Origin of the sequence: Rhizobium sp. BK418, assembly GCF_004341105.1 — a bacterium.
In the GTDB taxonomy this organism is placed as follows: domain Bacteria; phylum Pseudomonadota; class Alphaproteobacteria; order Rhizobiales; family Rhizobiaceae; genus Rhizobium.
Window position 1 is genome coordinate 653,178 of sequence record NZ_SLZK01000001.1, and the last position, 21,204, is coordinate 674,381.

The window sequence follows — 21,204 nt, forward strand, 5'->3', positions numbered from 1 at the left end:
ATCTCCGGCAATATCCGGAGAAGTGTAGGCCATTTTGCGCGCAAGGAAAGAGGCGGGTTACGACCAGCGGCGGAAGAGGGCGCTGGCATTCACCCCACCGAAACCGAAACCATTGGTGATCGCATATTCCGCCGTTACCTTGCGGGCCACTTTGCCGACGAGATCAATACCTTCGGCGGCCGGATCGGCCGTCTCCAGATTGCGCGTCGGCGGGGCGAGCTGGTCGCGCAGCGCGAGGATCGTGAAGATCGCTTCCAGTCCGCCGGCAGCACCCAGGAGATGGCCGGTCGCCGATTTCGTGGCGCTGACGGCAATGCCGCCATCGCGGCCGAAGACTGTGCCGATTGCCGCGATTTCACCCTTGTCGCCCACCGGCGTCGAGGTTGCGTGCGCATTGAGATGCCTGACCTCGGAGGCTGGAACCCCCGCCTGCCGCAGAGCCGCTTCCATCGCCCGGCGAGCGCCCTCACCATCCTCCGGTCCCGCCGTCATGTGATAGGCATCGGCCGCCGTTCCGTAGCCGACGAGCTCGGCAAGTGGTGTTGCACCGCGCGCCAGTGCATGCTCCAGCGTCTCGACGACGAGAATGCCGGCGCCTTCACCCATCACAAAACCGTCACGCGCTGTATCGAAGGGGCGTGAGGCAAGTTCAGGCCTGTCGTTGAAACCGGTCGAGAGCGCCCGCGCGGCAGCAAAACCGCCAAGGCTCACCTTGTCGATACAGGCTTCCGAGCCACCGCAGATCGCAACGTCAGCTTCACCCGACCGGATCAGCCGGGCTGCATCGCCGATCGCCTGAACGCTGGCGGCACAGGCCGTAACCGGCGCTCCGAGTGGCCCTTTGAAGCCGTAGCGGATGCTCACCTGGCCGGCTGCCAGATTGACGAGGAAGGAGGGGACGGTGAAGGGCGAGAGCCGCCGAACGCCGCGCGTCTCAGCCGTGCGGACAGCATCGGCGATTGCGGGAAAACCGCCGACACCGGAGGCGATGATCGTTGCGGTGCGTTCGCGCTCATCCGTGCCCTCGGGCGTCCACCCGGCCTGACGCACGGCTTCGTCTGTCGCCATCATCGCGAACTGGATGAAGCGATCCATCTTCTTCTGGTCCTTGGGCGGAACGGCACGGTCGGGATCGAAACCGGCTTCGGTATCTTCTTCGATGGAGGGAACGACCCCACCGACCTTGGCCGCGAGATCGCCCACCATATCCTCGGGCAGAACACGCAGGCCAGAGGCGCTATCCACAAGCCGCTTCCATGCCGTCTCGACCCCAACTCCGAGCGGCGAAACGAGTCCCATGCCGGTGACAACGATGCGTTCCATGGTTTTGTCCTTTCTAGAGTATTTCCGCCAAATGTGCGCGGCGGCTTTGCGTCCGGAATTGCGTAAAAACAAAAAGATAGGGCATATTTGCAACTCGAAGAAAAAGCGGAAATGCCCTAGGCGTCGATACCGAGGTAATAGGCGCGCATGCGGGCGATCCGTTCGCGGTCGCCATCATTAGCGGCCGGTCCAGGCAGCAGGCAGGTATTTTCGGGCTTCAGTTCTTCACCGCTGGCTGCGTCTACCACCACCGGTCGCCGTTCCTTGCCTGAGGCGGTATCGCCGAGCAGGAAGGCAAGATCGTCTTGCGGAACGTGCCGACGCCCCCACGAAAACAGGGCCATGAGCACCGGGAAGAAATCACGTCCCTTGTCAGTCAGCACATATTCGTAGCGGGCAGGGCGCTCATTATAGAGGCGTTTCTCGAAAAGCCCCTCGTCGATCAGATGCGCAAGCCGTCGTGTGAGGATGTTCGGCGCCACACCGAGGCTTTTCTGGAATTCGTCAAAGCGCGTAAGCCCGTGGAAGGCATCACGAAGGATCATCATACTCCACCAGTCGCCCACGCTGTCGAGCGCGCGGGCGGCGGGGCATTTGAAATTGGCAAAGCTCGTCCGTCGCATGATGCTAGTCACTATCGAAGTAACTTGCATGATGCAAGTCACTAGTTCAGGGCTGATCCCGCTCGAAGATCCGCGCCAGGAGAACGCCCGCCACAAGACTGCCTGCCGCGACAAAAATCGTATCGCCGGGCGTGCCGATATAGAGCGGCCCTATATTAGCAAAGAGCAGAAAGGCGATGAGGAAGTTGAACCAGCCCCAAACGACATTGGTCACGGGTGAACTGAGATTCGTTCCCTGCAGGTGGACGAAAGGTGTGCGAAACGGCCGGCCGCTGACACCGCTGACGAAATGCGGCACGCCGTTGGTGAGGCATGCGGCCGCGATGAAGTGAACGACATAGGCGATCCAGGGCAATGGTCTCTCCGCTGCTTGGGGGGCGTATCGACTATGTGGCGCAGGATCGCTATGCGACAAGCAGAATAAGAACTCCGTGAGAGGAGCCCCGTGCAGGCCTGCTGCTTAAAGACGTCAGGTTCCGATCTCAGACGAACAAAATCTCAGAGAAACAGGAAATCGTCGTGATGAAGCATCGCCAGGTTGGTGAGTGTTGCAATTTGGACCGCCGCGCCGCTACCGTTACCGTCGGCATCATAAAGAAGAGAGCCGCTAGACCGGTTGTAGATCAGCCTGTCATTCGCATCCATTGCTTTGATGCCGACAACAAAATTGGCCGATGAGAAACTTGCCGGATCAATTGCGGTGAAGACATTGTGGTCGAGCACGATCTTGTCGCCGGAAGCAGCTGAGAAATCCTCTATCTTGTCGACATTGCTCGTCTTGCTCGGCTTCGTGTTGAATATGAAATAGTCAGCTCCAACCCCGCCGTTCAGGGTGTCTATACCGCCGCCACCAATCAGCCGGTCGTTTCCGAGGCCGCCATAGATGATGTTGGCGCCGCTGTTGCCAGTGAGGATATTGTCCGCATCGTTGCCAGTGGCGTTGAGCTGCGCCGAACCCGACAGTGTCAGATTTTCAACGGTGCCTAACGTATTCGCCAGATTGAAGGAAATGGAGGAGATGACGGTGTCGGTTCCGCCCCCGCGGCTTTCGTCGACAATCTCGGTTGGGGAAGTGATGGTGAAGACGTCGTCTCCGGTGCCGCCGTAAATATGGCCGGGTTCCTGTGGTGCGCCGCCCCCACCTGAAACATTGATAATGATCGGATGATCGATCACATCAACATTCAAGGATGATATGTTGCTGAAGCTTTTGATCAGTGTGTCGCCCTTCAGCGGATCGTGGACCTGCACCGTCCCGAACGTCGCGCCCAGATTGACATTGATGCTGGCCGCTGCCACCTGGATCGCCTTGTCGGTCGTCTGGTTCCATATATCGGGTTCGTTCCAGATGATGATCTGGTAGCTGCCATCTGATTTTTCCGTCAGATAGCTGCGCGCGGTGGACGGCAGCCCGCTGATCGAATAATTGAGCGCCCCGGGAGCAAAAGTCGCCTGCGTCGCGCCATCGTCGGCCAGAATTTCCGTCAGATTATGGATCGCCGTCGCGGCCGGCTTGGGGGAGTAATCCAGGCGGAAGAGCCCGAAATGCTTTTCCTGGTCGGAGCCCTGCGGATCCGAATAGGCGTCGAGCAGCTGGTAGATGAACGTACCCTTCGATCCGAGAAAGGCGCCATCCATTAGCGTATTGAGGAGCAGTTTTGCCTGCGTTGTCTCGTCGACACCTTCCCATCCGCCATTGGTGTCGGCTGTCAGGGACGTATGGTAGCCGGTTTCCGTAATCGTGAACGGCTTGCCGGTGTCGGCATTCATCTGCTCGCCCGATTCGCGCTGGAGCCAGGTGAAGGGCTGGTCGCCATCCTTCGCATAGGTGTGGATTGTCGTGTAATCGTTGGAAGAGGCGACCGTGTAGCCGGTAAAGCCGAGAACCGGAATGTTCTTCAATAGCGGATCAGCGTTCACTGCATTGAACAGATCCTTTTGATAGGCGAGCGCTGCCGCCTCTCCCGACAGGCCATTATAGGAGACCGGCCAGTTATTGACCTCGTTCGGCCCTTCGATGCCGACGATCGAACCGGGGTGGGCATCCAGGAAGGCATGCAGCCGTTGGACCACGATATCGGGAGTGTCGTCGCGTCCCGAGACGAAAACGAACTTCACGCCGGCATCGGCCGCGTCCCCAAGATGGCCTTGACCGTAGGAGTCGGAGGCCGGGGTAGGCGCATGATCGCGAACTGTATCAATGCCGAGGTATCCCAAGGTTTTAACAACTTCCGCGAGATTTGAGTACTTCCCGTCGGTGTAGTCGATGTGTGTATCGATCCCGAAAGAGGAAATAACATCATTAATTCTAGCAGCTTGGGCCATTATCTCGAACCTCGCCTGGAAGTAGAATTTATTACTTTGATGGTATAGCGATTCTCTCCGAATGCAATTTGTCTTTATACAGTCGGCTCTGCCAAAGTTATGATGCATTTACCATATCATAGTGCGCGCATCATATTCGCGAAGCTGTGACTGATTTGTCTGTACAATCAGTCCTCAACATTCCACGGAGATTTGATATTGAACGGACTTGGCATCTCGCCAGCTCAAAAGGGCGGGAAAGACCTCAGCGCGGAAGCGATGCGACGCAGCCGCGGAGGCTTAATCGCGGTCGGCGCTGCAAGTGCGCTGGTCAACGTGCTCTATCTTACCAGCTCGTTTTTCATGCTGCAGGTTTATGACCGCATCATACCGAGCCGCAGCATTCCATCGCTGATCGCGCTCATTCTTCTGGCACTCCTGCTCTATGCATTTCAAGGCGGGTTCGACCTCGTGCGTGGGCGCATTCTCGTCCGGATATCGGGGGTGTTCGACGAGGTGATGAGTCGCCGCATCTTCAAGGCAACGCTCAAAGCACCGCTCAAGGGCAAGGTGGCCGGTGACGGTCTCTCCCTGCTGCGGGACTTCGATCAGGTTCGCAGCTTCCTTTCCAGCCCCGGCCCCTCAGCCTTTTTCGATTTGCCCTGGGTGCCGCTCTACGTCGGCATCTGTTTTCTGTTCCATCCGATCATCGGCATCATTGCCATCTGCGGTGCGCTTATCCTGATGGTGCTGACCTATCTGACGAACCGAAGCTCGCAGGCTTCAGCCAAAAAGGCCTACGAACTTGCGACCGAGAGGAATGCGCTCGCAGGTGCAGCGCAGCGCAATGCGGAAGTGGTCCAGGCCATGGGCATGGCCGACGAGCTCTCGGATAACTGGTCGGCGCGCAACGATGCCTATCGCGAAGTTCAATCCAGCAACGCCGATACGGTCAATGGCTACTCGATTGTCTCCAAGGTCTTCCGCATGGCACTGCAGTCGGGCGTACTCGCCGCCGGTGCCGTGTTGGTCATCGAAAACCTGGCTTCGGGTGGCATCATCATTGCTGCTTCGATCCTGACATCACGGGCGCTCGCACCTGTCGAGCAGGTGATCGCCAGCTGGAAGGGCTTTGTTTCAGCCCAGCAATCTTGGAAGCGGCTGCGCCAGACCCTTGCCCTGCTGCCGGAGACTGTTTCGCCGCTCGAGCTGCCTGCGCCAACCCGCGAGCTTGCCATCGAGGCGTTGTCGAGTGGCGCGCCCGGCAAGCAGGAACTTATCGTGCAGGGTGTCAGTTTCACGCTCCGGGCAGGGAACGCGCTGGGCGTCATCGGCCCGAGCGCTTCGGGAAAATCCTCGCTGGTGCGTGCTATCGTCGGCCTTTGGCCGGCCTATCGCGGATCGGTGCGCCTTGATGGCGCCGCACTCGACCAATGGGACGATATCTCGATCGGGCGCCACATCGGCTATCTGCCGCAGGATGTGGAACTCTTCGCCGGCACCGTCGCCCAAAATATTTCGCGCTTTCGCAGCGATGCGCAGGCAGCAGAAATCATCGCGGCAGCCCGAAAGGCCGGGGTTCATGAGCTGATCCTGCGGCTACCGAAGGGCTACGAGACGGAAATAGGGTCAGGCGGCTCCATGCTTTCGGCCGGCCAGCGTCAACGCATCGCACTTGCCCGTGCGCTTTATCGCGATCCCTTCCTCGTCGTGCTCGATGAGCCGAATTCCAATCTGGACATTGACGGAGAGTCGGCGCTCGCCGGCGCGATCCTGAGTGTCCGCCAGCGCGGCGGCATCGTCATTGTCGTCGCTCACCGGCCAAGCACACTCTCCAGCGTCGATCTCGTGCTGGCAATGCGCGAGGGGCAGGCGCTCGCGTTCGGGCCGAAGGATCAAGTGCTCGCCAAGGTGCTCCGCGCCGATAATCTGACAGAGCAGCCAAGACATGGATCGCTGAAGGTCGTCGGCGATAGCAAGGAGCAGGGTCGATAATGAAGAGATCTCAACATTCGCTGAACCGCCACATCCTGTCTGTCTGGGTCCTGTCGATCGCACTTGTCGGCGGCATGGGCGGATGGGCCGCCTCGACGTCGCTTTCCAACGCCGTGGTCGGCCAAGGTACCGTGATTATCGACCAGAACGTAAAGAAGATTCAGCACCTTACCGGCGGTATCGTGTCGGAATTAAAGGCGATGGAGGGGGCTCACGTCCAGGCCGGCGATGTCCTTCTGCGTCTCGACAGCACCTCTGTGAAAGCCAATCTCGCCATTATCGACAGCAATCTTGCCCAGCTCTATGTCCGTCGCGCTCGCCTGCAGGCCGAACGCATCGGTGCAACGAAATTCTCCGCCGACGATATTCCCGCAAACGACCTGGGTATCGCCATCAGCAAAAGTCTGATCGACGGCGAGGTCCAACTCTTCAATGCCCGCCAGTCATCACTTGTCGGGATGCGTAAACAGCTCGAAGAACGCAAAGCGCAGCTTTCTCAGGAGATACAGGGCGATACGCTGCAGCTCGCATCGATCGACGAAGCCACAAAACTCGTCGATCAGGAATATGATGCTGCCAGCAAGCTCTACGATCAGAAGATCGTCACCATGCAGAAGGTTAACGGCCTCAAACGCCAGCGCGTCGAACTCGACGGCAATCGTGGCGAGCGGTTGTCTTCACGGGCGCAGGCGGAAGGCAAGATCGCCGAGATCAACCTGCAAATATTGCAGCTCGACGAAGACCGCAGGACCGAGAATTCGAAGGACTTGACGGATGTCGACGCCAAGACCTCCGAAATGCAGGAGCGTCGCATCGCAGCCGTCGACCAGATGAATAGGCTGGAGCTGCGCGCACCGATGAGCGGCCGCATCTATCAGATGACAGTCCATACTGTCGGCGGTGTCGTCAATCCGGGCGAGGTGTTGATGCTGCTGGCGCCAGATCAGCGCGACCTCACCATCGAGGCGAAGATTGCCACACGCGATATCGACCAGCTGACGATTGGCCGGAAAGTCGATATCCGTTTCAGCGCCTTCGATCAAAAAACGACACCAGAGGTGCAGGGCGACGTCGTATCGATTTCGCCCGACGTCGTGACCGATCAGCGCAGCGGCGCCGATTATTACCCCGTGCGCATCAAGCCTGAACCGGCCAGCCTGGCAAAGCTTACCAACTTGGCGCTCTACCCCGGCATGCCGGCCGAGGTCTTTATCAAAGTCGCGGATCGCACCGTCCTTTCATACATGACGAAGCCGCTGATGGATCAGATCAGCCATACGTTCCGCGAGCAGTGAATTTCCCTGCGCGAGCAGGGATCTTCGCAATGGCTGTGCCGGGGCACTACCGCCCCGGCACTTAATCCCGATCAGGCTGCCTTGGCGACCTCGCCATGCGGGTCGAGAACGAATTTCGTCGCGGCACCCTGGTCGAAGCTCTCATAGCCTTCGGCAGCGTCTTCCAGCGAAATCACCTTGGCATTGACGATGTCGGCGATCGGAAGACGGTCATGCAGGATCGCCTGCATCAGCTGGCGATTATATTTGAGCACCGGCGTCTGACCGGTGTGGAACGATTGTGCCTTCGCCCAGCCTAGTCCGAAACGCAAGGAGAGGCTGCCATGCTTGGCCGCATTGTCCACTGCGCCGGGGTCTTCCGTGACATAGAGGCCGGGAATGCCGATGGAACCGGCGGCGCGGGTGATCTCCATCATCTGATTCAGCACGATCGCCGGCTGCTCGCCGCCCGAATGTCCGCGGGCTTCGAAGCCGACGGCATCGATCGCGCTGTCCACTTCATTGGTGCCGATCACCTGCGCAATCATATCTCCGAGCCGGTCGCTCTTGGACAGGTCGATGGCTTCGAAGCCGACGCGGCTGGCATGGGCGAGGCGATCCTTGTTGAAATCACCGATCATCACCACGGCCGCGCCGAGGATGCGCGCGGAGGCCGCGGCGGCAAGGCCGACGGGCCCGGCCCCTGCGACATAGACGGTCGATCCGACGCCAACCCCGGCTCTGACGGCGCCATGAAAACCTGTCGGAAGGATATCGGAGAGCATGGTGAGATCGCGGATCTTGGCCATCGCCTTGTCGCGGTCGGGCAGTTTCAAGAGGTTGAAATCGGCGTAGGGGATCGTGACATAGCGGGCTTGCCCGCCGATCCAGCCGCCCATGTCGACATAGCCATAGGCGCCGCCGGCGCGCGATGGATTGACTGTCAGGCAGACGCCGGTGTCCTGTGATTTGCAGCAGCGGCAGCGGCCGCAGGCCACGTTGAAGGGCACCGACACGATGTCGCCGACATCGAGCATTTCCACGTCGATCCCTTTTTCGATGATCTCGCCGGTAATCTCGTGACCAAGTACGAGGCCTGGCATGGCCGTCGTGCGGCCACGGACCATGTGCTGGTCCGAACCGCAAATGTTAGTGGAGATGACTTTCAGAATGACGCCATGTTCGATACGGCGCCCATCCGGTGCCTCGAGTTTCGGATCGTCGATGTCGCGGACTTCCACCTTGCCGGGCCGCAAATAGACGACGCCACGGTTCTTGCTCATTTCCGTCTCCTCCGTTGAAATCGGGCCAACGCGCTAGCAGCTCCTCCCGCAGCGGTCGCCTGTTACAGAGTAGACCAGAAAGATCGATGCGCCGTCCCGAAAGCGACGCCTTGCGGGCGAAAATCGCAAACCATGCAAAAGGACAGGGCGCGCCGCTGGATCGACGGAAAGAAGACGAAGTTTCAGGAGGTTTTTCTCGCGCACGATGCGCGCATATTCCTAGCGGGCATAAGAACGATCGGAAGGCATGTGGAGACCGGTGAAATTTGCTTGCGAATCTAGCCGGCCCACCCCAGCTCCGCCATCAAAACGATTCTATCGTTTTGACGCAGACGGGCGAAACAAAATTGAAAGCAGATCCTGAAGCGTGCAATCGCTTCGGGATCCAGTCTGAAACCTATCTTATCGCTGCCGGCAACACCTCGAATTTCCAGAATTTGTCCGGCTGGAAATAGGTCGTGGCGAACCGGCGAATGTCCTCGGCGGTGACCTTGTCATAGCCGCTTAGATTGTCGCGTATCCGCTCAAGACGGCGAGGGTCCGTTTGGGCGCCTTTGAGATACTGCACCCAATATTCGTTGCTCTGCTGCTGGCGCTTCAATGTCTCGATAATCGGCGCGCGGGCACGCACGAGTTCGTCAGACGAGACGTCGTTCGACCTGAGATCGGCAGCGATCTTGTCAACGAGCGCATAGAAATTCTCGATCTTGGCCGGCGTCGTTTCGACATAGAGATAATAGTAGCCATAGCCTGGGATGTCCCACGACAGATCCATATCGCCCTGCGGACTGTAGGTCGCGCCTTCAGCGATACGGAACTGGTCGATCAGCCGGTTTTCGAAGATCTGACCGACGACATTTGCGACAAAGCCCCGCTGGATGTCCGAAAGCATATCGCCGACGGGAGCCGCGACGATGGCTGCGGCGTTATCGGCTCGGCCGCTGTGGGTTCGCATGACAGGTTTTTCGGTGGGAGCGGGGAAACGTATGTCGTCTGTTGCCGTGGCTTGAGTCATGTCCGCGCGGGCCGGCAAGCTGCCGAAGGTTTCGGCTGTCAGGCGGATTGCCTCATCCGCCGTTATGTCGCCGACAACTGTGACATCGATCGGCCCGGTGGAAACTTGCGGCCCGAACAGCGCTTCGAAATCTTCCTTTTTCGTAGCGGAGAGTTGTGCCCGGTCGGGGAAGGTCCAGCGCGGGTCGCCGGAATGGACAAGGCCGGCAAAATCGCGGCTGATGACGGCACCCGGAGTCGCCTCATATTGATCGAGGTTGTTGAGATAGGCCTGCTGGACGCGCTTGAATACTTCCGGCCGGTAGGCTGGATCGGTCGTGTAGGCGGTCATGATCTGCAATTGCGTCGCCAAATCCTCGGTCCGCGTCCGACCGGTGAACTGGAACGAACTGTCATCGACCGAGAAGTCTATCCCGGCGATTTTGGCCGCGAGCGCTTTCTGCAAATCCGGATAATCCATCGCCTTGGTGCCGGACAGGACGACGGCGGGCGATGTCCAGATCGCCAGGGCATGATCGTTCGGCAAATCCAGTCTGCCACGGCCGATATCCGTGCGTACAAGCACTTCGTTGTCACGCAGCTTGGTCGGCTTGACGGTGAGCCTGACACCGTTGGCAAAGCGCACCATCGTCAGGCCGAGATCCTCGACGATACGGCGTTCGGAGACCGTGCCGGGTTCGCCAAAATGGGTATAGGGCCAGACCACGGCTGCCGCACTGGACGGCGCCGTGACCGGAACGGCGCGGGATGCGTCATAAACCTGCCGGACGTCATCTGCGCCGCCCTGCGGTGTTTGTGCCGTCTGCAGCACAAGTTGCGGGCCATTGCCGGAGAAGAGACGCGCGAGCGTCTTGTTGACCTCTGTCGCCGTTAGTCCCCTAGTTATCGTCTCGAACATCGAGAGATCGTCCGCTGGTGATGTGAAGACCTGATTGTCATCGACGCTGTTTGCCAGCATGGATGCGATGTCGGTGCTGGTGCGTGTCGCAGCCCCGGCAGACGCTGCCTGGAGAAGCGAGCGATATTCGGTGATTTCGCGATCGAGCTCGGCCTGATCAACCCCGAATTGCTGGAAACGGCGCTGTTCCTGATCGATCGCCGCAAGCGCTGCCTGCCACTTGTCAGTCTCGGCATTCGCCATCACGACGACGATGTGGGCAGAATCGAAAAGATCCTGCGAGCCGACAGCAGCGCTGATGAAGGGAGCATTGGGCCTGTTTGCCATAGCGCCCAGCCGGCGTTTGAGCACCAGAAGACCGAGATCTTCAACGAGCTGCTGGCGGCGCTTGGCGAACGTATCGTGCGAGGCGTCATAGGGACGTGTCCATGCGATCTGCACACTCGTCGTGCTGCCCGGAACCGCGATGACCTCGGCGCTTTCGCCTTTTTCTCTTAGCGTGCCGAGATCGGGTTTCTGCGGGGCAGGGCTTGCGGCTTTCCAATCGCCGAAGCGCTGCCTGATCTGGGTCTCGATCGCCGCGGGATCGATATCGCCGACGACGATCAACGTGGCGCGTTCCGGCCGGTAGTTGGAATGGTAATAGGCGCGCAGCAGATCGACGGGCGCGTGGCTAATGATGTCGACCTTGCCGATCGGTGTGCGCGACGCCACGCGCTTTCCGGCGAGCAGGGAATTGGTGACGCCGATTGCGGCACGATATTGTGGTGTGTCGCGCAGCCGCTCTTCCGATAGAATGACGCCACGCTCGCGCTCAAAGGCATCGGCATCGAGCGTCAGCTCGCTCGCCGTTTCGCGCATCAGCATCAGGCCGGTGGAAAGCGTATCCGCATCGACCTCGGGCAGATCGAGTGAATAGACGGTCTCGTCATAAGATGTGTTGGCATTGGTATCCGGCCCGAAGGCAAGGCCCTTGCGCTGCAGGATACGGATCATTTCGTCCTGCGCGACATGCGTCGAGCCCTTGAAGGCCATATGTTCGAGGAAATGCGCCAGCCCTTGCTGATTGTCGTTCTCATCAAGCGAGCCGGCACCGATGCGGAAGCGGATTGCGGCCTGGCCCGACGGCGTAGCGTTTCGCATGATCGCAAACCGCATACCATTTTCGAGCGTACCGAAACGGACCCCAGGTTCAGCCGGAAGATCGCTCAGCGTCTGTGGCCAGGGTGCCGACGGGCTCTCAGCACGGGCCGACAACCCCGACATAACTGTTGCGCCAAGCGCGATTACCATCAGGAATCGCGGAAAACTGGGAGATCTCATGGGTTTAAAGCATTCTGTTCTGCAGGTGGGCATGGGTGTGATGTGGGCCACACTATCAGACAGGTTGCATCTCACATCAACGTATATTTTCCCGGATAGGCGCTTCGCCATAAATCATCGCCGTGCGCACGTCCATTACCTTCGCCAACCTCGACATGACGGCGATTCCGCTCGGAGGCGGCGTGCTGAAGGCCGCTCTCGGTACGGTTTGCGAGGAGGAGCGGGGTGTAGTGAGGAAACTGACTATACTGTCATCGTAATATGACAATCTTGGCCGCCGCCAATCGACAGCCAAGATCGCGAAAGCAAAGAAGCCTGGCATTGAATAAGGCCGAGCAGAAACGCACCATTGAAGACGCGCAGCGTTGCATCAGAGCCCTTGTTCAATCGAGCATTCGGCCAATTATCTCAATATTACTGGCGACGCCGTTGCCAAAATGTGAGGATTCTAGTGCGTAACCCCACCGGTGCCGGTAGTGGGTGTGCCGCTCGGAGTAGTCGGCGTGGTAGGGGTCGTCGCAGCAGTCGGGGTACTCGCGCTCGGCGATGTGCTTGAACTGCCGTTTGCTTCACTTCGCCCAAATGCTGCGTCCGCTGATCCCTTTTGGGATTTTTCCTTCGCCCACTTATCCAGCTCTTCTTGAAATCGCGCGCAACCCTGCAGGAGCGTTGCTGTGCTTAACAGCACTGCTGAAAGCACGACGATATATCGGATCCGCCCGACTTGAATTGGCATGTGATATGGCCCTCAAAAAAGATTGGTGCGCGGACTTTGTTCGACGCATCGCGCCCGTGAGATTTCAACCAGTTGTTGCCCGGACGTCCCCGTTCTCAGCCAATACGTGATATTCGGATGGGCAACTGCGGTCGTCGCTATCAGGCAATTGTTTGTGCAATATTTGAGAATTGAAAAAACAGTGTCGTAATTGGCCGGAGCGAGCGGCGGGCGCCGCTGACTCTCAGAGCGCTTTTACAGATCTTCTGATTTGGCCGTTGGTGGCCTAGAGGGCGGCGACAGAGCCGATGCTGCGAAGCACAAAATCAGGAATGACTCGTTTGCCGTACAATCGCGACACATGCGCAATCATGTTGCGCATGACATTTGCGCGGCCCTGTTCCAGGGTGACGTGGCGCGCGGAGGTGAAGTAGAGATATTCGATAGCCCTGGCAGCGTGATCTGGACCAAGTGCCGCAAGTGCGTGCTCCGACGCTTCCGGCAATTTCTGATCCGGCGCAGCGACCATCCAGCCGATCATCAGCCGGATCTGAGGCGGGCAATCCGAACCGAGATCAGCCATGTCGGTGGCCCGGGCTGCCGAAGACGCGCTGTGGCCCGCAGCCAGCAGTGCGATATACTTAAGAACTCTCATGTGGCGGTGAAACTCCGAACCCGGTTCGGCCGCTCTGATGCCTTGATCGAAGATTCCGACAGCTTCATCAAAACGCCCGCGCGCATATCGCAACTGCCCGAGAATGGGCAGGCCGGCAGTGGAATCCAGTGTGCGGGCGAGGGCGCGCTCGGCAATTTCCTCGGCGAGATCAAGATGGCCCCGGTTGATGAAGTAGAGAAGCTTGGCAGCCCCCAGCATCAGCAGAGGCTTGTCCTCGATTTCAGGCAGGCACTCCAGGACGGTTGCTTCGATCTCGCCCTCGATGCGATCGCGTTCTTCCAGGCTCATGCCGCCATCGAACGGACTGGTCAGGACAAGGCGTGCAAAGAGATGCAAACCCCACTGAATCGCGGCGTCGGCATTGAGGGGGTCCTGCGAGCGGCCTTCGGCAAGCCGCTCGCCGCTTGCCAGCCATTTCGGATTCGAGGTCGACAGCAGATTTGAGGCGCTTCGGAGCCGGGCTTCAGGCGTTTCATCCAAAAGTATGCCGAGCCCGTTCGAAGCCTCTTCGAGGGCCTGTTGCAACGCATCGACGACGCCTTGGGATACGCGCGTCGCCTCGTTCACGAATGAGATATTATCAGTGACATCGAGATGCAGACGAAACGCTTTCACGATGCGCTTCGACGGCATTTCCCGCAGAGTGGCCGCACAGTTGAGCCGGTCGGTGTCGGCGTGAAAACTCACCTGCAGAAAATAGCGCGACTTGTCGTAGGCAGAGAGAAGATTTCTGTCGGCAATAGCGACCTTGCGACTTCCGCCGATACCGACAGCAATCAAGTCGCGCAGCTTGTTCATCAAGGACAGGCCCTGTTGACCCAGGGGATGTTTCTGAATCTCGAAGCTCGAGCCGATAATCAGGAATGCATCGATTGGACCGGGCCGAGATGGGGTGGCAATCCAGACATAACCCTCGCCGTATTGGGTCGCGATGTAGATCGGTGATTTTGCATTATCACCCAGCTTCAGCCGCAACCTGTTGACCAGAAAATCGATATTGCGATCGGAGGAATCGGAGCCCGGTTGAGCGATTTCATCCAGCAGACGGCTGCGCGTCATAAGACGTTGCGGATTGCTGGTGAAAGCGAGCAACAGGGCGCGCTCGTTTTTGGTGAACTGGAGTGTCTGCCCGTTGCGATGGGCAAACATGCAAGCTTCATCGATTGTCAGATCTCCAAAATGGAGACTTTTTGCCTTGCCTGTATCCGCAAATGAAATCATGTCAATTCCAACCGCCCTGACGGGCGATCACCGCAACTCGGGCACTGGACCAAACCTAAAGTGCAAGGCTTATAAGACCGGCTTGCGTAAAACAATATACGTCGTTTGACAGAAGCGAGGCGAGGGGACACTTATCGGCGTTAGCTCTGATGGCAGAATGAAGCCGCGGCTTCGAGATGAGCGCGCGCGCCACCTGCCGCGGAACGGAGGCTTGGCCGTCTTCAGGAGATCAACGCGACTGTTGCCGGATTCCATCCTGCAGGCAGCGGTTCGGGCCGGCGGATCGTCACGTCTTGCAGCTCGAGTCCTGTCACATTTTGCGCAAAGACGCCCGGCAATCCACCCGGATAGTCGAAAAGCCCGACGATCTTCCCATCCTGTCCGCGCACCCAGGCGTTGCCGCGCCCTTCAGCCCCTTTCGGCGGCGCGAGATCAGCATTTGTCGGTCGCAGGTCGTACTGCTTCGCTGTTCCAAGCGGTCCCTCGTCCATTTTGATATCGATACCGTGCAGAACGATACCGTCGATACCGCCAGCTTCCTCCGCAAAAAGATTGATGGCACCGTGACTTCGCCCTGAGACGTTCTCGACCAACACCGTTTGGACCGCTCCTGCAGGACGCTCCGGACGGCGCGTGAGCTTGGTGATTGTAAATGGTTCGCCAGAGCCCCAGAACCCGTCAGGCGTCTCGCTGCAATCGAGCTCGATGTCGCGAAAGACGACATCTTCAACCTTGCCGCCATCGCGCGAAAAGATGCCAAGGCCACGGTTGGAATTCTCGATCCTGCAGCGCAGGAAGCGGACCTGAGATATATCGCCGAAGCTCTCCGTGCCGATTTTGAGAGCGCAGCTCTTGCTCTCGATCACGCTGTCGGAGATCTCGATCCGCTCGCAGCGCCCAATTCCTTTGTCGCTCAAGCTCGTCTTCAGGCACACACCGTCATCGGCGGTGCGAATGACCGCCTCGGAAATAGCGACATCGCTGCAACTGTCGATGACGATCCCGTCCGTATTGGGCAGCTGGCGGTTATTGGCGACCCGAAATCGTCGTGCGACGATATGGCGGCAACGCACGAGGTGGATCGTCCACATCGGTGAATCCGCGATATGGATGTCTTCCAAACGAATGTTCGTGCAATCCTCAAAAACGATCACACGTGGGCGTGCGGCTACCGGAGTGAAGGTACCGACTTTATCGTTAAAGCCAGTGTGGTAGGCATCGCCATGTCCGTCGATTGTGCCTTTGCCGACAATGGATATGTTCGTGGCGTTCTGCGCGACGATATAGGCACAGTTTGAGGACTCTGCGAGCACGCTGACGGTGTTTTCGGAATAGCGTTCATAATCAGCGATGAATGTGAGGATAGCACCTTCCTCGATATGCAAGGTAACATCGCTTCTCAATCGGAGCGCACCTGCCGAGTGGCGGCCGGGTCGCAGGAAGACCGTTCCGCCGCCTGCGGAAGCGATCCTGTCGAGCGCCGTCTGGATACCGCCGTCCATCGCTTCAACGAATATTTCCATCACGCGCCTCCCGTCTATTTTCCACATTTCATAGGCGTGCGAAATTTATTCGTCAACAGGACGAACTAAATAGCATCGAACCGAATGTGTTATGTTGACAGTCGGTAAAACTCGTATTTAATTCGTCATGGTTACGAACAAAGCCTGCGGGAGTAATGGTTACAGGCGGTTCATGTAGAATGTCGGAAAGACAAACCAGAGAGGGAGAACTATGAAAACGTTAAAGACAATTCTAATGGCCGCTAGCGCCATGGCGATGACGATGTCGCTCGCCGCAGCCTCTGAACTCAAGCTCGTTTGGTATGTCGATAACGATCAGGAAGAGGCGAATACGCGCGCTCTGCTCGATCAGTACACGAAGCTGCATCCCGAAACGACTTTTGATCTGGAAATCACGCCCTATGACGGGATGGTCCAGAAATTCCAGCAATACGCTGCATCCGGAATCATGCCGGACCTGTCGCTGACCTCCTCGATGGAGCCAGTCATCAGGCCCTTCCTAGTTGACCTCGGCAAGGAGATCGGACCGGAGTGGATCAACGACTTCGTCAAGGGGTGGGGCGATGGGGCCAAGCTCGGCGACAAGGTGATCGCCGCCCCTCTGCGCGTCACCTCGACGGGCATCTTCCTGAACGCTGACGCCTTCAAAAAGGCAGGCGTTGCTATCCCTGATGCGGCGACCGGTTGGACATGGGAAGAGTTCATTCCGAAAATCAAGGAAGTCGCAGAGAAATCCGGCACCCGTTATCCGTTGGTCTGGGACGTTTCTGCGAGCCGCTGGATCGTTCATGAATATCAATACGGCAATCACATCTACACCGAGAAGGAACCCGTGAAGGTCGTGATGGACGAGGCGGCGTGGACTGCCACCCTCGACAAATTCATCGACATCACCAAGGCAGCCATGCCGCCGGGCCTATGGAGCGGGGCAAGCTCGGACAATCCGAAAGAGTTGTTCACGGCCGGTCAGGCGGTGGCCTACATGTCCGGCAGCTGGCAGATCGCCGGGCTGGCAACCAATGCGCAGTTCGCCTGGCAGGCCGGACCGACGCCCCGCGGGACCGTCGCCTCATCGATCTACGGGGGTGATTATATCGTCGCCTTCAACACCAGCCAGCATCTGCCGGAAGCCGTGGAATTCATAAAGTGGATCACGTCGCCGGAGATCCAGGCCCAATATGCCAAGACCTTCGGCATGATCCCCGCCAACCTCAAGGCGCCGCCGGTCAAGTATGACAATCCGGCTGCGACAGCCGCGATCACCGCGATGCAGAATGAACTGAACGCGAGCCCGGCCTATGCGGCAACGGACCAGGCCTGGCCGCAGATGCAGTCGGTTTGGGGCACGGTGAAGTCAGCCGTCACTCAAGCCGTCGCCGGCCAGATTTCATCAGCCGATGCCATCGCGCAGATCAAGAAGGCTGCCGACGACTCGCTCGAGGCGAGCAAGTGACGGCGGTGATCCCGCAGCAAGGCAGTTCGGCACTGGGTTTTCACCCGGTGCCGAAAGGCCGACGCAATAGCCTTTTCAATGTCAGTTGGCCGTATCTGCTCATGCTGCCGACGATCGTATTGCTGGTCACCTTCACGCTTTACCCACTGGTGCAAGGCCTCCTGATGGCATTCTTCAGGCGAGGCGTGGTGGTGGTTCCGCAGGTGCCAAGCACCCTGCCGCAATATGTGGGCTTTGATAACTTTCTGGGGCTCTTGAGCAATGCCGACTTTCAGACGTCGCTCGTAAAGACGGTGCTCTTCGTCGTCATTGCCGTGCCGCTGAACATCGTCGCCTCCCTGGGGCTGGCGCTGCTTCTGTCGCCTCAGACGAGGTTCTTCGCGGTTGTCCGGACGATCGTCTTTTTCCCCTCGATGATCAGCCTGTTGATCATCGGAGTCTCATGGCGCTGGCTCTTCGGCCTGAACAACGGCCTCGTCAATTATCTGCTGTCACTAGTGGGAATTGCTCCGGTTCCGTGGCTGGAACAAGATACCATGGCTCAGATTGCAATGATCATCGCCTGGGTTTGGGCTCAAGCCGGCTTCAATATGATGATCTTCATCGCCGGCCTGACTGCGATTTCGTCGGACTATTATGAAGCCGCCTCGATCGACGGCACCAGCAAATGGCGGCAGTTCACGCATATCACATTGCCGCTTCTCAAGCCGACGATGGCGGTGGTTCTGGTTCTGTCGTCGATCGAAGCCTTCAAGGTTTACGAACTCGTCGTGTCATTGACCGGGGGAGGGCCCGGCAAGGCGACCGTGTATCTCATTCAGACGATCTATGACACGGCATTTCAAAAGCCGATGCAGGCCGGAGTCGCCGCTGCCCAGTCGATGGTTCTCTTCGTCATTCTTCTGCTGCTGACGATTGTCCAGTTGCGCTTGTCGAGGAGCGAGAAATGACACGGATTTATTCGCCCTGGCGGCTTGTCTTCGTGGCACTGACACTCTTCATTTTTCTCATGCCGCCGGTGTGGCTCTTCCTGTCATCGCTGAAATCGCAACAGGAAATATTCCAGTGGCCGCCGACCATTTTTCCGGCCCAAGTAACGCTGCAGAACTTTATTGAAACAGTGTCGCGGGCGAAATTTCTCGTCTTCTTCCGCAATTCGGCAATCGTTTCTGTGCTCTCGGCGCTGCTGTCCGTCACGATCAGTGTCATGGCGGGTTATGCGCTCGCGAAATTCAGGTTCAAAGGCGACACCCTGTTTTTCCTGCTGATCATGTCGTCTCTGATGGTGCCGCTGCAGATCGTCATGATCCCGGTATTTCTTGTTCTACGCGATCTGCACCTTCTCGATACGCTCGCGGGCATTATCATCGCTCCAGCCGCCACGCCCACAGGGGTATTCCTGATGCGGCAATACATCACCAACATTCCCGATAGCCTTTTGGAGGCTGCCCGGATCGATGGGACGCCGGAGTGGCGCATCCTGCTGAGGATCATAGTGCCGCTCTCCATACCGGCGATCGGCACGCTTCTGGCTTTCAATCTCGTTTGGCGCTGGAACGACTATCTCTGGCCGTTCCTAATCATCACCGATCAGGACAAATGGACTGTCCAGGTCGCGCTCGCCAATACGGTTGGACGATTCGGCATCAACTGGCCCCGGCTGTTATCGATGTCGGTCCTCTCGGTTCTACCGGTGCTTGTCATGTTCACGGCGCTTCAGCGGATGCTGATGAGCGGGCTGATGGCCGGAGCGACCAAGGAATAAAGAGAGCATCCAGATCAATGAAAAAGCCGCCTCCGGGCGGCTTTTTCATTGATTGTCTGGCCTTTAGGTCAGCGCCGCCGAGCGGAGCTTGTCCTTGTGGGCGAGGGCGGCCATGGCAGGCATGCTGCTCCATCCCTGAAGCAGCGAGCCACGGCCCCATGGCGGCGCAAAATATTCGACAGCGCCCATCCACCCTTCTTCCAGGCAGGTTTCCCACCAGCGCAGCAACGGGTATTCCGCACCTGCAAGGCCATGCGTCAGGCGCTGTTCCGCATAAAGACCGGACAGGTAGGGCCAATCCGATCCATTGTGATAGCGATAGGCGAAGGCCGACTTCGAGCGGGTGTCTTTGGACCGCTTGAAGGGCGGGAAGGCGCACATCACGCCCCAGTCGCCGTAGGGCTGCTCGCTGTTGTTGCGGCTTTCCAGCAATGCCTCCACCTTGCCAAGAACAGTTCGCGCGCGCTCGGGCGAAACGGCGCGATAGCGAAGCAGGGTGAGGCTGTCCAACGTCAGGTGGTCCTCCACGAAATCATCCTTCATGCCGTAATCTGCATAAGTTCCGGCTGGCTGAAGAAGGGCTTCATCGACCGAAGCTCGCGCCGTCGCAACCGTCGCTGCCGCCTTTGCGGCAATTTCGCTATCGATTGCAGCGCCATATTCGACGATGACATCGAGCGCGCCGATCCAAAGGCCGATATCGTACGAGACGTAGCCGTGCCGATAGACGTTGTCGGCCCAATCGCGGTCGTGGTTCGGTTTGACCGGCAGGCCGTTTCCGTTCACGGCCAAATCGCGATAGCGGTTGAAGATTGCGACGACCTTGTCCCAATGGGCCGACAACGGGGCACAGTCTCCAGTCGCGCGGACATAATCACCGATTGTCAGAATGAAGAATAGGGGGCTATCAAAATGGTCGCTCCACCAATCGCCGGGTCGCAGATGCTCCTCCTTGATGCGAGGATCCGTTCGGCGAACCTTTTCCCATTCTTCGGCTTGACCCGGGCCGGTGAGGATGACACCGCTCGGGGCTTCCCCATCTGGCTGAATGCCACGCGCAAGCAGCTCGATCTGCGAGCGTATGGCCTCGGGCGCCCGTTCCAGCAAGGCCTGAAGTGTCCAGTATCCGTCGCGATAATAGGTTCGTGCTGGTGCGCTGTAGGCTTGGCCGGCAGCAAGGCCGCCAAAATCACCATGCTGGTCCTGACGAATGCTTGAAAGGGCGGCATGAAGGCTCTGCGAGATCATGCTGCGCATCAGCGGGGGGGCTTCAGGCATCTCGTCGCAGCGCGCCACGTAGGCGTTCGCTTCGGCGATCACGTCCTCCGGAGTGAGGTCGAGAGCCCGGGTGGCTTCTTCGATCGATGCGCCGGCGCTGAGAAATATTCCGTCCGGCCGTTGTTCGGCGATCACCACCCCCCATCCGGTTCGGACAATCCGTCGTTCACTGAGCCGCTCGACCGGTTCCCGCTTCGTCGTGCTTCCCCACCAGGCACAGCGCTGCGAGGCTACGATTGTCCGCAGTCTCGCTCCCTTCAAAAACAGCGCCGGCGCCGATTGGGCCACATAAAGGCCGCCGCCGCCGGTCTCGACGCGGTTCGGAGCATAGGTGAACGGCCGACGCCAACCGCTGAAGGTGAGGTTTGCGATCTTTCCACAGCCCCAGAGGGAAATCTCGATCTTCCCGTCGGGCCAGCAGTCCCCTTGTAGGCGCGGAGCCATGAACGGCAGCAATACCGGCTTTTCCGAGACGAGTTGCCCGTCGGCAATCGGAGTAAGGATACGCGGCTTTACACTTGGCTTCGTCATGGGCG

15 protein-coding genes are annotated in these 21,204 nt (G+C 58.6%); 6 read left to right on the top strand and 9 right to left on the bottom strand.

The genetic code is table 11. From position 1 onward, the window contains the following. Positions 1–57 precede the first annotated feature (57 nt). From fabF to EV281_RS03270, 4 genes are all read right to left on the bottom strand, one after another. A complete protein-coding gene (fabF, locus tag EV281_RS03255; protein WP_132651487.1) occupies positions 58–1,323 on the bottom strand; it encodes a beta-ketoacyl-ACP synthase II in 1,266 nt (421 codons plus the stop codon). A gap of 116 nt (positions 1,324–1,439) precedes the next feature. Continuing rightward, positions 1,440–1,946 carry a helix-turn-helix domain-containing protein gene (locus EV281_RS03260; protein ID WP_132651488.1) on the bottom strand — a complete coding sequence of 169 codons (507 nt, stop codon included), beginning with the start codon at positions 1,944–1,946 and terminating at the stop codon, positions 1,440–1,442. Between the two features lie 46 nt (positions 1,947–1,992). Then, positions 1,993–2,301, bottom strand: a complete 309-nt coding sequence (locus tag EV281_RS03265) for a hypothetical protein (protein ID WP_132651489.1) — start codon at positions 2,299–2,301, stop codon at positions 1,993–1,995. 143 nt (positions 2,302–2,444) lie between these two features. Next, positions 2,445–4,271 (bottom strand): calcium-binding protein, encoded by a 1,827-nt coding sequence (locus tag EV281_RS03270; protein ID WP_132651490.1) that lies wholly within the window; start codon positions 4,269–4,271, stop codon positions 2,445–2,447. Between the two features lie 258 nt (positions 4,272–4,529). On the opposite strand from EV281_RS03270, the gene EV281_RS03275 reads away from it, so the two are divergent. Both EV281_RS03275 and EV281_RS03280 read left to right on the top strand, forming a co-directional pair. Further along, the gene (locus EV281_RS03275) at positions 4,530–6,245 is read left to right on the top strand and encodes a type I secretion system permease/ATPase (RefSeq protein WP_132651990.1); all 1,716 of its coding nucleotides are present in this window, start codon (positions 4,530–4,532) and stop codon (positions 6,243–6,245) included. Next, positions 6,245–7,540 carry an HlyD family type I secretion periplasmic adaptor subunit gene (locus EV281_RS03280; protein WP_165911828.1) on the top strand — a complete coding sequence of 432 codons (1,296 nt, stop codon included), beginning with the start codon at positions 6,245–6,247 and terminating at the stop codon, positions 7,538–7,540. Before EV281_RS03275 ends, EV281_RS03280 begins: the two co-directional genes overlap by 1 nt. 71 nt (positions 7,541–7,611) lie before the next feature. On the opposite strand, the gene fdhA is transcribed toward EV281_RS03280, so the two are convergent. Both fdhA and EV281_RS03290 read right to left on the bottom strand, forming a co-directional pair. After that, the gene (fdhA, locus tag EV281_RS03285) at positions 7,612–8,802 is read right to left on the bottom strand and encodes a formaldehyde dehydrogenase, glutathione-independent (RefSeq protein ID WP_132651492.1); all 1,191 of its coding nucleotides are present in this window, start codon (positions 8,800–8,802) and stop codon (positions 7,612–7,614) included. Positions 8,803–9,199: 397 nt separating this feature from the next. Continuing rightward, positions 9,200–12,007 (bottom strand): M16 family metallopeptidase, encoded by a 2,808-nt coding sequence (locus EV281_RS03290; RefSeq protein ID WP_245508207.1) that lies wholly within the window; start codon positions 12,005–12,007, stop codon positions 9,200–9,202. Between the two features lie 152 nt (positions 12,008–12,159). Here EV281_RS03290 and EV281_RS31025 point away from each other — a divergent pair, with 152 nt between their 5' ends. Beyond that, positions 12,160–12,297 (top strand): hypothetical protein, encoded by a 138-nt coding sequence (locus tag EV281_RS31025; protein WP_165911829.1) that lies wholly within the window; start codon positions 12,160–12,162, stop codon positions 12,295–12,297. Between the two features lie 741 nt (positions 12,298–13,038). Here EV281_RS31025 and EV281_RS03295 read toward each other — a convergent pair. Both EV281_RS03295 and EV281_RS03300 read right to left on the bottom strand, forming a co-directional pair. After that, complete coding sequence (locus EV281_RS03295; RefSeq protein WP_165911830.1) at positions 13,039–14,577, bottom strand: helix-turn-helix domain-containing protein; 1,539 nt, start codon at positions 14,575–14,577, stop codon at positions 13,039–13,041. A 293-nt stretch (positions 14,578–14,870) separates the two neighbouring features. Then, a complete protein-coding gene (locus EV281_RS03300; RefSeq protein WP_132651495.1) occupies positions 14,871–16,172 on the bottom strand; it encodes a glycosyl hydrolase family 28 protein in 1,302 nt (433 codons plus the stop codon). Positions 16,173–16,383: 211 nt separating this feature from the next. Here EV281_RS03300 and EV281_RS03305 point away from each other — a divergent pair, with 211 nt between their 5' ends. From EV281_RS03305 to EV281_RS03315, 3 genes are read left to right on the top strand one after another with little or no spacing between them, the layout of a single operon-like run. Beyond that, a complete protein-coding gene (locus EV281_RS03305; RefSeq protein ID WP_132651496.1) occupies positions 16,384–17,625 on the top strand; it encodes an extracellular solute-binding protein in 1,242 nt (413 codons plus the stop codon). After that, on the top strand, positions 17,622–18,575 hold the full coding sequence (locus tag EV281_RS03310; protein ID WP_132651497.1) for a sugar ABC transporter permease: 954 nt from the start codon (positions 17,622–17,624) through the stop codon (positions 18,573–18,575). The genes EV281_RS03305 and EV281_RS03310 overlap by 4 nt, the downstream gene beginning before the upstream one ends. Beyond that, positions 18,572–19,390, top strand: coding sequence for a carbohydrate ABC transporter permease (locus EV281_RS03315; protein ID WP_132651498.1), 819 nt, complete (start codon positions 18,572–18,574; stop codon positions 19,388–19,390). The genes EV281_RS03310 and EV281_RS03315 overlap by 4 nt, the downstream gene beginning before the upstream one ends. Before the next feature lie 63 nt (positions 19,391–19,453). Here EV281_RS03315 and EV281_RS03320 read toward each other — a convergent pair whose 3' ends face one another. Then, a complete protein-coding gene (locus EV281_RS03320; protein ID WP_184327069.1) occupies positions 19,454–21,199 on the bottom strand; it encodes a glycogen debranching protein in 1,746 nt (581 codons plus the stop codon). Between the last annotated feature and the right edge of the window lie 5 nt (positions 21,200–21,204).

Coding starts and splice junctions, on each gene's coding strand:
- fabF (WP_132651487.1), bottom strand. CDS start 1,323: ATGGAACGCATCGTTGTCACCGGCATGGGACTCGTTTCGCCGCTCGGA.
- EV281_RS03260 (WP_132651488.1), bottom strand. CDS start 1,946: ATGCGACGGACGAGCTTTGCCAATTTCAAATGCCCCGCCGCCCGCGCG.
- EV281_RS03270 (WP_132651490.1), bottom strand. CDS start 4,271: ATGGCCCAAGCTGCTAGAATTAATGATGTTATTTCCTCTTTCGGGATC.
- EV281_RS03275 (WP_132651990.1), top strand. CDS start 4,530: ATGCGACGCAGCCGCGGAGGCTTAATCGCGGTCGGCGCTGCAAGTGCG.
- EV281_RS03280 (WP_165911828.1), top strand. CDS start 6,245: ATGAAGAGATCTCAACATTCGCTGAACCGCCACATCCTGTCTGTCTGG.
- fdhA (WP_132651492.1), bottom strand. CDS start 8,802: ATGAGCAAGAACCGTGGCGTCGTCTATTTGCGGCCCGGCAAGGTGGAA.
- EV281_RS03290 (WP_245508207.1), bottom strand. CDS start 12,007: ATGGTAATCGCGCTTGGCGCAACAGTTATGTCGGGGTTGTCGGCCCGT.
- EV281_RS03295 (WP_165911830.1), bottom strand. CDS start 14,577: ATGTTTGCCCATCGCAACGGGCAGACACTCCAGTTCACCAAAAACGAG.
- EV281_RS03300 (WP_132651495.1), bottom strand. CDS start 16,172: ATGGAAATATTCGTTGAAGCGATGGACGGCGGTATCCAGACGGCGCTC.
- EV281_RS03305 (WP_132651496.1), top strand. CDS start 16,384: ATGAAAACGTTAAAGACAATTCTAATGGCCGCTAGCGCCATGGCGATG.
- EV281_RS03315 (WP_132651498.1), top strand. CDS start 18,572: ATGACACGGATTTATTCGCCCTGGCGGCTTGTCTTCGTGGCACTGACA.
- EV281_RS03320 (WP_184327069.1), bottom strand. CDS start 21,199: ATGACGAAGCCAAGTGTAAAGCCGCGTATCCTTACTCCGATTGCCGAC.